Here is a 14,851-nt window from a genome sequence, read left to right on the forward strand (position 1 = left end):
AATGAAAATACTAAGAAATTTTAATAACTCGCTGAAAAGAAGCTTAAACAAATTAAAATTAATAAGTCTTTTTATAATTTGTAACAAGGCTTATTGAGTTTTATTTAAATTGTTTCCAAAATACTAACTAAAAGGTTTGGGAGGGATTATATTGCTTTGTTCAAGCCTTGTATTTGGTTAAAAATTAAAAAATGTGGAGTAATATATTTGCATAGTATATAATATAAGATATACATTTTATATTAATTATTGGGAGGTTTCTAATGGAACAAACACAGTCGTTTAAACGCAGTAGTGAATTAAAAAGAATTTCTAAGCAGCAGCTTAGCGGAAAATGGGGAGCAGTAGTGTTACTGGTTTTTGTATTCTGGATAATATCGATGACTTCAGCAGTACCTTATGTAGGTGCATTTGTACACTTAATAATAGGTGGAGCATTATTACTTGGCTTGAAATCTTGTTTTGTTAAAATTGTAAGAGGAGAAGAATTTGAACTTGAAAATTTGTTTAGTGGATTTAAGAATTTAGGTTCATCAATATTAGTTCAATTACTTATCGGAATATTTATTTTTTTATGGGGACTTTTAGCTATAATTCCTTTTGTTGTTCTTATAATAGTATCAATTAAAAATGATGGTGGTATTGGTACTGCTGTTGGAGCTGTTACTGCTATTGCTTGTATAATTTTAAGCATACCTGCAATAATAGCAGGGTATAGATACTCTATGGCATATTATATATTGAATGATCACCCTGATGTTGGCTCTTATGAGTCTATAGTACAAAGTAAACAGATGATGAAGGGTTACAAGTGGAAATTATTTTGTTTGCATTTGAGCTTTATAGGATGGTTTATTCTTGGCATTATAAGTATTGGTATTGGCTTTTTATGGATTGCACCTTATTATCAAACTGCTAATGCTAACTTTTATGAAGAATTAAAAAATATACAAGAATCTAATATGCAATTAGAATAGTAATATTTATTTTAAAGCTGTGAAATTTTCATATAATTTCACAGCTTTTTTTTAATTGGTGTTTTTTTAGAGAGCCAGTAACACTGCCGTTGGTATACACTTATAGGCTTTAATCAAGCCATCAACTTATGACTTATTACAAGTTGGAAAGGATTCTGTGATACTATAAATTTCTAAAAGGCATATTTATACTGTTTACATTTATAAAATAAACAGTATAAAAGATGTCGAAAAAAAGAAATAAAAGGAATTAAAGAAATATGTGGAATTATATTAAGATATATTATATAATATAATAATATATTACATTAAACATTGTGAAATATATTATTATATTACTTAGGAGGATTTTATGGAACAAACACAACAGATTAAAAGCAGTAAAGAACTTAGAAAAATGGCTAGAGAGCAGCTTAAAGGGAAGTGGGGTTCAGCAGCTTTAATTATTTTTGTATTTGGAATTGTATCAATGACATTTGCAATACCATTTAAGGGTATTGGCGGAATAATACGTTTTATAGTAGGTGGTGCATTAACACTTGGCTTTAAAGCTTGCTTTATTAAAATTGCAAGAAGGTCAAAATTTGAACTTGAAACTTTATTTAGTGGGTTTCACAATTTTGGCTCAGCACTATTACTTCAATTATTAAATGGAATATTTGTGTTTTTATGGTCGTTACTAGCTATAATACCAGTAGTTATAATTATTGTAATGGTATCTCGTACAGGTATTGAGGGAGTCGCATATGATCCAGGTTTAAAAGGTAAACTTGTTTTTTTAGGAATTCTAACTTTTGTATGTGTAATACCTTCAATAATAGCCCAATACAGATATGCTATGGCTTATTATATATTAAATGATAATCCGGATGTTGGTTCTTATGAAGCTATAGTTAGAAGCAAAAAAATGATGAAAGGAAATAAATGGAGATTATTTTGGCTGCGTTTAACATTTATAGGATGGGAGATTTTAAGGAGATTACCTATTTTTGTTGGCGTAATACTTTTTGCAATATATAGGGATAGTATTACTGAACAAGTTTTAATGATGGTACTTATAGGAATATTCGTTATAATAGCTTTGGCAAGTTCATTGTTTCTTACACCATATATTGAAACTGCTAAAGCAAATTTTTATGAGAATTTAAAAAGTATGCAGCCATCAGAAGAAGGCTCAGTATCAGAAGAAGTCTCAATATCAGAAGAAGACTTAGCATCAGAAAAAGGCTTAGAATAATAGGAAAAATTTAAAGTTATAATACTTAAAGTATTGTGTAGCTTTATGTGATTTCACGGTACATTTATTTAAATTATTTTATTAGAAATGCAACTAATTACAGAGGGTTTGGTGCCCTCTGTAATTGTATTTTGTAAGAATTTTATTAGAAATGCAAAAAAGATTATGAAAACATATAAAAAATGGATAATAACACAATATATAACAATTACTATTGGGAGGCTTCATGGAACAAATAGGACAGATTAAAAGTAGTGTAGAAATCAGAAAAATGGCAAGACAGCAGCTTAAGGGAAAATGGGGTTTAGCAATTTTACTTATTTTAGTAGGTGGAGTTATTTTAGCATTGAGTGCAATATTATTGGTATTATCATATATAGGATTAATAATAGATTTTGTAATAGTTGGAGTATTAGCACTTGGACTCAATTCATGCTTTCTTAAAATAGCACGTGGAGAAAAAATTAAGATAGAAAATATTTTTAGCGGATTTAAAAATTTTCGCTCAGCATTTTTACTTCAGTTACTTATTATAATATTTACGCTTTTATGGTCTTTTATAGCTATGATTCCTTTTGGGGTGATATCATTAATAGTATTAGGCACACATATTAATGAAATTCCACAGGGTGATGGCTTTTATTCTATTATTTATACTGTTTTTATTGTTTTTGGTAGTATGGCTAGTATTGTTGTTGAATTTTATCTTATTTTAACATCAGCAATAATAGCTCTGTATAGATATTCCATGTCGTATTATATATTAAGCGATTGCCAAAGTATTGGGGCTTATGAGGCTATAAAGAAAAGTAAGAAAATGATGAAGGGGTACAAATGGAAGTTGTTTTATTTGAATCTAAGTTTTATAGGTTGGATTGCTTTAAGTATTATTACATATGGAATTGGATTCTTATGGATAATTCCATATATTGAAACTGCTAAAGCAAATTTTTATGAAAATTTAAAAAGTATACAGGCATCAAAAGAAGCTTTACAATAATTGTGGGAACTTAAAGCTATAATGGCAAAAGTACTGTGAAATTTTATGTGATAACATAATATATAATAATTACTATTTAGGAGGATTTTATGGAACAAAAAGAACAGATTAAAAGTAGTGCTGAACTTAGAAGAATGGCAAGACAACAGCTTAAGGGAAACTGGGGCTTAGCAATTTTACTTGTTTTTGTATATGAAGCTATTGTAGCATCATGTGCAATACCGCGTGTAGGTTTAATAATATATTTTGCAGTATCAGGAGCATTAATACTTGGATTCAATTCATGCTTTCTTAAAATAGCAAGGGGAGAAAAAAATAAGATTGAAAATATTTTTAGTGGATTTAAAAATTTTGTTTCGGCATTTTTACTTCAATTACTTATTATAATATTTACGCTTTTATGGGCGCTTATAGCTATAGTACCTTTTGTAGCAACCATACTAATAGTGGTAAGTAAAAATACTTATTATGCCTCATGTGATACAGGCACTAAGGCTATTGTTATTGCTGCGTTTGTTGGCTTTTTCGTTCTTTTAATACCAGCAATAATAGCTCAATATAGGTATTCTATGTCGTATTATATATTAAGTGATTGCCCAGATATTGGGGCTTATAATGCTATAAAGAAAAGCAAAACAATGATGAAAGGATACAAATTAAAATTATTTTGGCTTAACTTAACGTTTATTGGATGGTACATTTTAGGTATGATACCGCTTATTGGCGGAGTGGTTTTTTTAATAATAAATATGAATAAAATTGATAGTATTGCTGGAATAGTAGTATGGATTATTATTAGTTATGTAATACTTATTGCTGATTCTTTATTTGTAATTCCTTATGCGGTAACTGCTAATGCTAATTTCTATGAAAACTTGAAGGATATAGTAAAGATTGATTTAGTAAAGATTGATTTAGATTATTAGGAAAAATTAAGAATTAAGAATTGAGGATGATTTTTCCCTGCTTTGTTCTGGAAAATTTACATTCATTTTTGATTCTTAATTTTTTTAAAGTTTTATTCATACAATTAATTACATTTTGTAGTATAATTGAAAATAGAGGTGACTTATAATGGCTAATGTACTTTTAAGTATTGATTGGGATTATTTTATTCCGATAAGAAGGGAATGGTGTGGTTCTTACTTGGAAAGCAGTAAAAAAGTACAAGCCTTATGGTATAAAAGATACTTTGCATATAAGGATATGGGGAGAAATATTGTTAATGAGGTTAGAGTTTCTAATACAATAAATAAATTTTGGGGTAATATAAATAATGTATTCGATATAAAAAACGATGTAAATTTATATGTTACTGATTCACATAAATGGTCTTATGATATAGCTAAGGAGTATGATTGCAAATATGTTTTTAATATAGATGCACATTCTGATCTTGGTTATGAGGGAATAAAATCTTTTATGTTTGAGGTTAATTGCTCTAATTGGCTTGGTAAACTTTTAGGTAACAATATATCTAAAGGGGCATCTATATTATACAGTCCTTATACTTATGAAAATAAAGATGAGTTTGATGAAATAAATAGAAAATTTCCAATTAATTATTGCAATTTAGATGATGTAAAAAAAGATACAAATGTTTCTGTAATACATATATGCAGATCTGGTATGTGGACACCACCATGGATTGACAAGTATTTTTATAGTTTTATAAGATCTGCTAAAAGAAATGTAATAAAGAAGTATTGCTCTATTAGAAACTGGAATCCTAAAAATATTACTTTATCCCAAAAAATTGATTATTTATATTGTTCTTAAGTGCAAATTAGAGCCATAAATTTATATCTTGTAATTTTATAAAACTTGGAGGTAAAATAATGGAAAGTGGCAAAAAAGAAGAAAAGAAAAGTTTTAACCGAAATATAATGGAATATGCTATATGTCTTATTGTAGCGTTTGCTATAGCTATGCTTTTTAGGCAGTTTGTATTTGCAAGAGCAAATGTTGATGGTCCATCCATGATGTCTACACTTAAAGATAAAGATGTAATATTTGTAGAAAAATTAAGTTTATATACACATGCTATAAAGAGGGGAGAAATAGTTACATTTTATTCAGGTGATGCAGAGAATAATACCTATATTAAAAGAGTTATAGGGTTAGCTGGTGATGTAATTGAATTAAAGGGTGGAAAAGTTTACCGAAACGGAAGCGAGCTAAAAGAAGACTATCTTGATCCCAATATTTATACCCAAGGGGGAGACTTCTTGAAGGAAAATGTGAAGTACAAAGTACCAGCAGGTTATATTTTTGTTTTGGGCGATAATAGGCCTATAAGCAAGGACAGTAGGTACATAGGACCTGTATCTTTAAAATCTTTAAATGGTCATGTAGTAGTTAGAGTATATCCTTTTAATCGCATTAGAACTTTTTAACATTTAAATTCATTAGGAAAATTAAGAATGGAGGATGATTTTCCGCCGCTTTGCTCTGGAAAATCTACATTCATTCTTAATTTTTTTATAAAACATATTGACATTAATTTAAAACAATGATAACATGTATGCAAGTAAATGAAAATTGAATATACCTTTAATGATTGGTCCAGAGAGGCTAAGAAGGATTAAATGTTTGTTTTATGAAGAGTATTAATAGTCTTTTGCGTCTGGCAGAAGACTATTTATTTTTTAACTAAATGTAAAAGTTTGGTGTTGCATTATTAAACTTTATATTTGGATAAGTATAGTAATAGTTGTACTGCTTTATGCTTAATTGCTTTGTGTTTAAAACCTTCTGTCTTATGGCAGGAGGTTTTTTAAAAAATAAAACATGTATAAATATAAATGAATAATGTATGAAACAAAATTTTAAAAGCAATAAAAAATAACACAATATAGGCATTGACAGTATAATAAAGTATGAGATAATATATGTATAAATATAAAAATATATGTATATTATATTAGTAACTGAGACTGAAAAGTTTTAAAATAAAGAAGAGGTGGATTGTTTGATGAAAGGCATAATATATTTAGAGGATGGAACAGCTTTTTATGGAAATGGGTTCGGAAAAAAAGGGAGTGAAGTTGGAGAAATTGTTTTTAATACATCTATGACTGGATATCAAGAAATACTAACAGATCCTTCCTATGCAGGACAGATAATAACTATGACATATCCTCTTATAGGAAATTATGGAGTAAGCGATTTTGTAAATCAGTCAAGTGAGGTATATGCAAAAGGTTTTGTTGTTAGAAATATAGACAAAAATCCATCAAATTATACAAGCAAAATCAATATAGACAACATGCTAAAAAAAATGGGAGTAGTTGGAGTTTACGGTGTAGATACAAGAAGCATAACTAAGAAGATAAGAAGTTATGGTACTATGAAATGTATAATTTCAAATGAAGAATTATCTATGGATGATTTAAAGAAAATGATGTCTGCTACTAAGATTGTAGATGACTATGTAAAGACTGTAAGCACTAAAAAGATTATTCATATAGAGGGAAGCGGAGCAAAAGTAGCAGTTATGGATTTTGGTGTGAAAAATGATATAATTGAAAATCTAAAGGATAGAAATTGCGATATAACTATATTCCCTTATGATACCGACTATAAAAAAGTTTTGAGCATAAAACCTGATGGAATATTTTTGAGTAATGGGCCTGGAGATCCTAAATCAATACCTGAAGCTGTTGAGAATGTGAAGAAACTCATAGGCAAACTTCCTATGTTTGGAATATGCTTAGGACATCAAATAATAGCACTTGCTATCGGAGGAGACACTTATAAATTAAAATATGGTCATAGAGGCGGAAATCATGGAATTTATGATATCGAAAGAGATAAAGCATATATAACAGCACAAAATCATGGATATGCTGTAGATGAAGAAAGCATTAAAGACAAAAATATGATCGTCACATATAGAAATTTAAATGATAATACAGTAGAGGGAATGAGACACAAAAGTCTTCAATTATTCTCGGTTCAATTTCATCCAGAAGGTGCACCTGGACCAACAGATACTTCCTATTTATTTGATGAATTTGTTGAATTAATGAAACAAAATGAAAATAGTAAAGTTGATTCGGTAAAATGTTTAGAAAGTGTACTTTAAAGATTAATCTGTAATATTAATTTATGTGACTATAAGGAGGATAACTATGCCATTAGATAAGACAATTAAGAAAGTATTAATAATAGGTTCTGGACCAATAATAATAGGTCAGGCAGCTGAATTTGATTATTCAGGAACACAGGCATGTAAGGCTGTAAGAGAAGAAGGGATTGAAACGGTACTTGTTAACAGCAATCCTGCAACTATAATGACAGACTCACATATAGCAGATAAAGTTTATATAGAACCTCTAGCAGAGGATGCTCTTGAAAAGATAATAGCTAAGGAAAAACCTGATGGAATACTGGCAGGTTTTGGAGGTCAGACAGCATTAAATCTTGCAATGAAGTTAAAAGATCAGGGGATTTTTGAAAAATATAATGTAAAACTTTTAGGAATAAATAGTGAGGCTATAAAAAAGGCTGAAGATAGAGAAGAATTTAAGAATCTTATGGAAGAAATAAATGAACCTGTGCCTAAAAGTATAATAGCAACTCATGTTGATGAATGCATAGATTTTGTAAACAAATTTGGACTTCCAGTAATAATCAGACCGGCTTATACTCTTGGAGGTACTGGAGGCGGAATAGCTTCAACAATGGAAGAACTCAAGGAAATCTGTGACAGAGGTATAAAAATGAGCCCTATAGGTCAGATACTTTTAGAGCAGAGTGTTGCTGGATGGAAAGAACTTGAGTATGAAGTTATGCGTGATGCTAAGGATAATTGCATAATAGTATGTAATATGGAAAATTTAGATCCAGTTGGAGTTCACACAGGAGATAGTATAGTTACTGCACCATCACAGACACTTACAGATAAAGAATACCATATGTTAAGACGTTCTGCACTTAAGATAATAAGAAATCTTAAAATAGAAGGCGGATGTAATATACAATTTGCACTAGATCCTAAGAGCGACAAGTACATAGTTATAGAGGTTAATCCAAGGGTTAGCCGCTCAAGCGCTCTTGCTTCAAAAGCAGCAGGATATCCAATAGCTAAAATAGCATCTAAGATAGCCATAGGATATAGTTTAGATGAACTTAAAAATTACGTTACTCAAAATTCAAGTGCTTGTTTTGAACCAGCTCTTGATTATGTTGTCGTAAAAATACCTAAATGGCCATTTGATAAGTTTAATACAGCAGAGAGACATCTAGGAACTCAAATGAAGGCAACTGGAGAAGTCATGGCGATTGATAGGAACTTTGAGGCTGCACTCTTAAAAGCTGTAACTTCGCTTGAAGGAAAGATGTCTGGACTTAGACTTGAAAAATTTGAATATACAACTGTTAGGGAACTTCTTGAAAAAATAAAGAAACAGGATGACGAAAGAGTATTTGCCATAGCTGAAGCTTTTAGAAAAGGTGTAGATATTAAGAAGATACACGAAATTACAGGTATAGATAATTGGTATCTTAATGGAATAAATAATATAATAGACATGGAAAAAGCACTTGCAAATAAAGATGATGATAATAAAGAAGATACTATAATAGAAGCTAAAAAAATGGGCTTTACAATCAAAGAGATATCAAGAATAACTAAATTAGAAGAGGATTATATAGAAGAATTATTAAAGAAGAATAATATTAAACCTGTATATAAAATGGTTGATACCTGCAGCGGTGAGTTTGAAGCTAAAACTCCTTATTACTATTCTTGCTATGAGGATGAAGATGAGGATGAAATTATAGATGATAAGAAAAAGATAGTAGTAATAGGTTCAGGTCCTATAAGAATAGGTCAGGGAATAGAATTTGATTATTGCTGTGTACATGGTGTATGGGCTATAAAAAAGGCTGGTTATAGATCAATAATAATTAACAATAATCCTGAAACTGTAAGTACTGATTTTGATACAGCAGATAAGCTTTATTTTGAATCATTATATATAGATAATGTCATGAATATAATTGAAAAAGAAAAACCAGAAGGCGTAATAGTTCAGCTGGGAGGGCAAACGGCTATAAACTTAGCGGAGAAGCTTTATAAAAAAGGCGTAAATATACTTGGCACTTCATTTAAATCAATAGATTTAGCTGAGGACAGAGAAAAATTCAGCGAACTTTTGAATAAACTTGAAATTCCTCAGGCAAAAGGAATGGCTGTAACAAGCATGGAAGAGGCTTATGAGGCTGTTGAAAAAATAGGATACCCTGTAATAGTAAGACCTTCTTATGTAATAGGTGGAAGAGCAATGCAGGTTGTTTATGATAAAGCAGCTCTTCAAAAATATATGACTGAAGCGGTAACTCTTTCAACAGAACATCCTGTTTTAGTAGATAAATATATAAGAGGAACAGAGATTGAAGTTGATACTGTTTCAGATGGTGAAGATATACTTATACCTGGAATTATGGAGCATGTTGAAAGAACAGGAGTGCATTCAGGAGACAGTATAACAATGTATCCAACACATACTCTTCCTCAAAATGTACTTGATACTCTTGTAAAATACACAAAGAGTTTAGCAAAAGCACTTGAAGTAAAGGGACTTATGAATATACAGTATGTTTATGATGGAAAAAAGGTATATGTAATAGAAGTAAATCCTAGAGCATCAAGAACTGTCCCTATACTCAGCAAAGTAACTGCTGTTCCAATGGTAGATTTAGCTGTTGGAATAGTAACGGGTAAAAAACTTAAGGACTTGGGTTATGGAACAGGATTAAAGACAGATCACAAACTATATGCTGTTAAAGTGCCAGTATTCTCTAATGAAAAACTTGCAAATGTAGATATATATCTTGGACCGGAAATGAGATCTACAGGAGAAGTTATGGGAGTAGACAGCGATTTTGATGTAGCTATATATAAAGGCTTTAGAGCAGCAGGAATAGATGTACCTGGAGAAGGCGGAAACTTGTATGTATCATTAAAAGATGTTGATAAGGAGGAAAGTATTCCACTTATTAAGGACTATGTAAAGTTTGGATATAAAATTTATGCTTCTTATGGTACAGGAAAGTACTTGCAAAAGAAAGGAATAGATTGTGAGATTCTTCACATAAATGCTTTAATGCAGGCTATAAGTGATGGAAAAGTAAATCTTATAATCAATTCACCAACTCGTGGAAATACGGTTGGAACTAAAGGATTTAGTATAAGAAGAAAAGCTGCAGAATATAGGGTTGGAGCATTTACATGCGTAGATACGGCTAAGGCTTTTCTAACTGCTATAAAAGTTAAGAGAGAAGAAGAAAAAGTAGAGTATAAAGCTATGAAAGAATATTTTAAATAAGTGTAAAAGTGAGCACTTATTTAAAATAGAGCTTAAATAAATTAAGAGCATCACATTTACTACAATTTAGGTATGCTTTTACGAAACCATTTAAATTAAAGGCATTAAGAGAAAAAGCTTGAAAACTTATTGTGATTCAAGCTTTTTTATTTAATTTAAATTTATTATACGTAAAAAAATATTATTAAAATATTTATTTATGAGGTATAATTAAAGTTAGATGTTTTTAAGGAGGTTGTAAAATGGCTAAACCAAGTATTTTTAGCAGTGATTATGAAAAGCAGCTGAGAAGAAGAAAACGAGGAAGGAATATTATTATTTTCTTAGTAGTATGTATAATAATTTTAGTTTTATTTAATATATATGATAAAGCTAATTTACAAGATATAAAATTGCCTAAGATTAATGCATCAAATAGCAGTAGTAAAATTTCTAATAAGAAAAAAGGCACATCGGTTGCAGTTAAGGAGAATAAAAAGGTATCTTCTAAAAACAAAAAAGGTGAAGTAAAGGATAAGTCTCTTAGTGTAAATTTACCTGATGGGAAACCAGTAGATTTAGTATATTCAGAAACTGGTAATACTAGAACTATGAAATCAGTTGATTTAAAGGGCTTAAATGCAGAGTATAACATAAGTCCGGGTAATAAGAATGTTATTATATATGAAAAAGATAATCAAAATATGTTTTTCATAGATTCAAATGGTAATGCACAAGATATAACTTATAAAACATATACTTCTGGAGGAGGAACCAGCTTTAATAAGGACAATGTTCTGAGTAGTAACGCTGGATATGTATGGTGCGCATCACCAAGATTTGTAGATGATAATACAATAGTTTATGTAAGTCAGTTGCCATGGTTTGATAATAGACAAAGTAAATATGTATGGAAATTTAATATAACAGATAAATCATATGTAAATACGAATTTAACTGGCAATGATATTAAAATAAACTCAGTAACCGATAAAGGAATACAGATAGTTATAGATGGAAATACAACTTATATGAAAGCTGATGGCAGTACATCAAATTAATTTATAAGGGATGATTTGTACGTGGAAATAGGATTGTCTTCTGCTGTATTTTATCCTGAAGTTAATACAGAGGATACACTAGAAATTATAAAGAGTCTTGGATTTAATACTGCAGAAATTTTTATAAATAGTTTTCTTGAATGTGAAGATGATTTTGTAGACAAACTTTTGGTTAAAAAGCATGAACTGAATTTAAACATAAATTCAGTTCATGCCTTGTCATCAATTTTTGAGCCATTTTTGTTTGATGAGTACAAAAGAAGACGGGATGAAATGCTAGAATACTTTAAGAAGATATGCAGAACGGGTAGAAAATTAGGTGCAACTTGCTATACTTTTCATGGTATGAAATATAAGAATTTTGATAATATAAATAAAGATTTAATTTGTGATATTTACAAAAAATTAACTTATATTGCAGGAGAGAACGACATAAAGCTTGCACAAGAAAATGTTTCATGGTGCATGTCCAGCAATTTTGATTACCTGAAGTTTTTAAATGATAAAAATATAGAAAATCTTTTCTTTACATTTGATATTAAGCAAGCATATAAGGCTAACAAAGATCCATATCAATACATAAAAATTATGAACGAAAAGTTAGTTAATTTTCATATAAATGATAGAGATAATGAAAATGTGTGCCTTTTGCCTTTAAGGGGTAATGTTGATTACAAAAGGATATTTAGGGAACTGAAAAATGTGAATTATAATGGAAATTTAATAATAGAAGTTTACAGAGACAATTTTTTTTCCTATAATGAAATAAGCGATTGCAAAAAAAAGTTAGAGAAATTTCTATAAAGCCACAATTTTATGTTATAATATATAAATATAGGTTAAAATTAGATTGTAAATAACTAATTTTGTATGTTATAATATATAAGCTAATAGGTACTTAAGTAGGAGGAATATTCATAATGAATAGTAAAATGGAAAAATTAGAAAAAAATGTAGTTAAGTTTGATATCACAGTAGATAAAAGTAAATTTGACGAAGCTATTATAAAGGCTTATAAAAAGAATCGTAAAAGATTTAATGTGCCTGGTTTTAGAAAGGGAAAAGCCCCTCTTAATATAATAAAAAATTATTATGGTGTAGGAGTTTTCTATGAGGATGCTGTTAATTATTGTATAGATGACACTTATCCTAAAGTAGTTGAAGAAAATAAAATAAATCCAGTTGCATATCCTGAAATTGAAGTAGTAACTTTAGAAGAAGGAAAAGACTTTGTATACAGTGCTAAGGTTACAGTAAAACCTGAAGTAGAACTTGGAGAATACAAAGGTGTTGAAGTAAAGAAAATAGAATATCCTGTAACTGATGAGGATGTTGAAAATGAATTGAAGAGTTCACAGGAAAAAAATGCTAGAATAGAATTAAAAGAAGATGGAGAAGCAGTAGTAAAAGGTGACATAGCTGTTATTGATTTTAAAGGTTACATAGATGATGTTGCTTTTGAAGGTGGAGAAGGAAAAGACTATTCACTTGAAATAGGCAGCGGTACATTTATAGGCAATTTTGAAGATCAGTTAGTTGGTCTTAAAAAGGGTGACAAAAAAGATGTAATTGTTACTTTCCCTGAAGATTATGGTAGAGAAGAATTAAATGGTAAAGAAGCAAAATTTGAAGTAGAAATAAAAGATATAAAGATGAAAGAATTACCAGCTTTAGATGATGAATTTGCAAAAGAAATTTCTGAGTTTGACACTCTAGATGAAGTGAAAAAAGACATAAAGAGTAAAATGGAAAAAGCTAATGCAGAAAAAGCTAAAACTGAGTTTGAAGATAAAGTTGTCGATGTTGCAGCTGAAAATGCTAAAATCGATATTCCAGAAGTTATGGTAAAGAATGAAACAGATCAAATGCTTAAAGAATTAGAGAATAGATTAAAATATCAAGGACTTGATCTTAAATCATACTATGAATATACAAATAGCTCTGAAGATAAAGTAAGAGATTACATGAAAGAAACTGCTGATAAAAGAGTTAGAACAAGATTAGTTATGGAAAAGATAGCAGAAGTTGAAAAAATAGAAGCATCAGATGATGAATTAAAAGAGAAAGCAAAAGAAATGGCAAAACAATATGCTAGCAAAGATTTAGATAAGATGGCTGATTTGATTCTAAAAGCTCAAAGAGGTATGCTAGTTCAAGATGTAGTTAACGGTAAAGTAATAGATTTATTAGTTGAAAATGCAAAAGTTGTAGAATAACAAATGTTTAAAAAATGTTAAATATATAATAATATATAAAGAAAGTTAATTGTTAAATACTTTAGCAATTAACTTTAAATATATAGTATAAATTTTAAGGAGGAAGTTCTTATGAGTTTAGTTCCTTATGTAGTTGAACAAACTAGTAGAGGTGAAAGATCCTATGATATATATTCTAGATTATTAAAAGATAGAGTAATATTTTTAGGAGAAGAAGTAAATGATACTAGTGCAAGTTTAGTTGTAGCACAATTACTATTTTTGGAAAGCGAAGATCCTGACAAGGACATATATCTTTACATAAATAGTCCAGGAGGTTCTATAACATCTGGAATGGCTATTTATGATACAATGCAATATGTAAAACCGGATGTGTCAACTATATGCATAGGTATGGCTGCATCAATGGGATCATTTTTACTTACTGCTGGAGCACAAGGCAAGAGATTTGCATTACCTAATAGTGAAATAATGATACACCAGCCATTAGGAGGATTCCAAGGTCAAGCTACGGATATAGGGATACATGCAGAAAGAATACTCCACATAAAGAAAAAGTTAAATACTATATACAGTGAGAGAACAGGAAAACCTCTTGAAGTAATAGAAAAAGACACTGAAAGAGATCACTTCCTTGATGCGTACGAAGCTAAAGAATATGGTTTAATTGATGAAGTAATAACTAAACATTAATCAAAGTACTTTATTAGGATAAAAATTTTATAGTTTTAGAATTATAATATGTATGTACAAATATCCCAAAGAATGAGGTTTATAATTAGGTGAATTCATAGGTTTCATTGTTAATTATATTTTGTAATATGAACACCATGCTTTCATTGATTTTATAATTTCGCATTATAATAGTAGGGCTGTTTTTGTAATAGTTAAGACTAAATAATTAGTATCCTTTGGGAGGCATATTCAAGTTGCGTTTAGTTAATGTAATAATTAAATTGCTTGAATAGTTTTATGTGATACATAGGGTTTTATATTTAGTCTATGAAAATAGCCCTATGATAAATAGTAAGCCTTTATTGGCAAAAT

The 14,851-nt window shown here is 29.5% G+C and carries 12 protein-coding genes; all 12 read left to right on the plus strand.

Translation table 11 applies throughout. The annotated features are described in order from the left end of the window. The first annotated feature begins 263 nt into the window (after positions 1 to 263). The 12 genes from BEE63_RS15990 to clpP all read left to right on the plus strand — a co-directional run bounded on the left by BEE63_RS15990 (position 264) and on the right by clpP (position 14,497). Positions 264 to 977: a DUF975 family protein gene (locus tag BEE63_RS15990; RefSeq protein WP_066022324.1), complete on the plus strand. Its 714-nt coding sequence runs from the start codon at positions 264 to 266 to the stop codon at positions 975 to 977. A gap of 352 nt (positions 978 to 1,329) precedes the next feature. Further along, the gene (locus BEE63_RS15995; protein WP_066022325.1) at positions 1,330 to 2,214 is read left to right on the plus strand and encodes a DUF975 family protein; all 885 of its coding nucleotides are present in this window, start codon (positions 1,330 to 1,332) and stop codon (positions 2,212 to 2,214) included. Positions 2,215 to 2,440: 226 nt separating this feature from the next. Further along, entirely contained in the window at positions 2,441 to 3,214 is a 774-nt protein-coding gene (locus BEE63_RS16000; protein WP_066022326.1) for a DUF975 family protein, read from the plus strand. Positions 3,215 to 3,303: 89 nt separating this feature from the next. Beyond that, positions 3,304 to 4,140 carry a DUF975 family protein gene (locus BEE63_RS16005; RefSeq protein WP_066022327.1) on the plus strand — a complete coding sequence of 279 codons (837 nt, stop codon included), beginning with the start codon at positions 3,304 to 3,306 and terminating at the stop codon, positions 4,138 to 4,140. A 148-nt stretch (positions 4,141 to 4,288) separates the two neighbouring features. Continuing rightward, positions 4,289 to 4,993 carry an arginase gene (locus BEE63_RS16010; protein ID WP_066022328.1) on the plus strand — a complete coding sequence of 235 codons (705 nt, stop codon included), beginning with the start codon at positions 4,289 to 4,291 and terminating at the stop codon, positions 4,991 to 4,993. 59 nt (positions 4,994 to 5,052) lie between these two features. Continuing rightward, the gene (gene lepB / locus BEE63_RS16015) at positions 5,053 to 5,610 is read left to right on the plus strand and encodes a signal peptidase I (protein ID WP_066022329.1); all 558 of its coding nucleotides are present in this window, start codon (positions 5,053 to 5,055) and stop codon (positions 5,608 to 5,610) included. A gap of 578 nt (positions 5,611 to 6,188) precedes the next feature. Continuing rightward, positions 6,189 to 7,301: a glutamine-hydrolyzing carbamoyl-phosphate synthase small subunit gene (gene carA, locus BEE63_RS16020; RefSeq protein WP_066022330.1), complete on the plus strand. Its 1,113-nt coding sequence runs from the start codon at positions 6,189 to 6,191 to the stop codon at positions 7,299 to 7,301. Positions 7,302 to 7,347: 46 nt separating this feature from the next. Further along, positions 7,348 to 10,548 carry a carbamoyl-phosphate synthase (glutamine-hydrolyzing) large subunit gene (gene carB, locus BEE63_RS16025; protein ID WP_066022331.1) on the plus strand — a complete coding sequence of 1,067 codons (3,201 nt, stop codon included), beginning with the start codon at positions 7,348 to 7,350 and terminating at the stop codon, positions 10,546 to 10,548. Between the two features lie 242 nt (positions 10,549 to 10,790). After that, positions 10,791 to 11,588, plus strand: a complete 798-nt coding sequence (locus tag BEE63_RS16030) for a hypothetical protein (protein ID WP_066022332.1) — start codon at positions 10,791 to 10,793, stop codon at positions 11,586 to 11,588. Between the two features lie 21 nt (positions 11,589 to 11,609). Beyond that, on the plus strand, positions 11,610 to 12,392 hold the full coding sequence (locus tag BEE63_RS16035) for a sugar phosphate isomerase/epimerase family protein (protein ID WP_066022333.1): 783 nt from the start codon (positions 11,610 to 11,612) through the stop codon (positions 12,390 to 12,392). A gap of 116 nt (positions 12,393 to 12,508) precedes the next feature. Then, positions 12,509 to 13,804, plus strand: coding sequence for a trigger factor (gene tig / locus BEE63_RS16040; RefSeq protein WP_066022334.1), 1,296 nt, complete (start codon positions 12,509 to 12,511; stop codon positions 13,802 to 13,804). A 111-nt stretch (positions 13,805 to 13,915) separates the two neighbouring features. Next, on the plus strand, positions 13,916 to 14,497 hold the full coding sequence (clpP, locus tag BEE63_RS16045) for an ATP-dependent Clp endopeptidase proteolytic subunit ClpP (protein WP_066022335.1): 582 nt from the start codon (positions 13,916 to 13,918) through the stop codon (positions 14,495 to 14,497). Positions 14,498 to 14,851 lie beyond the last annotated feature (354 nt).

Source organism: Clostridium pasteurianum (genome assembly GCF_001705235.1).
Taxonomy (GTDB): Bacteria; Bacillota; Clostridia; order Clostridiales; family Clostridiaceae; genus Clostridium_S; species Clostridium_S pasteurianum_A.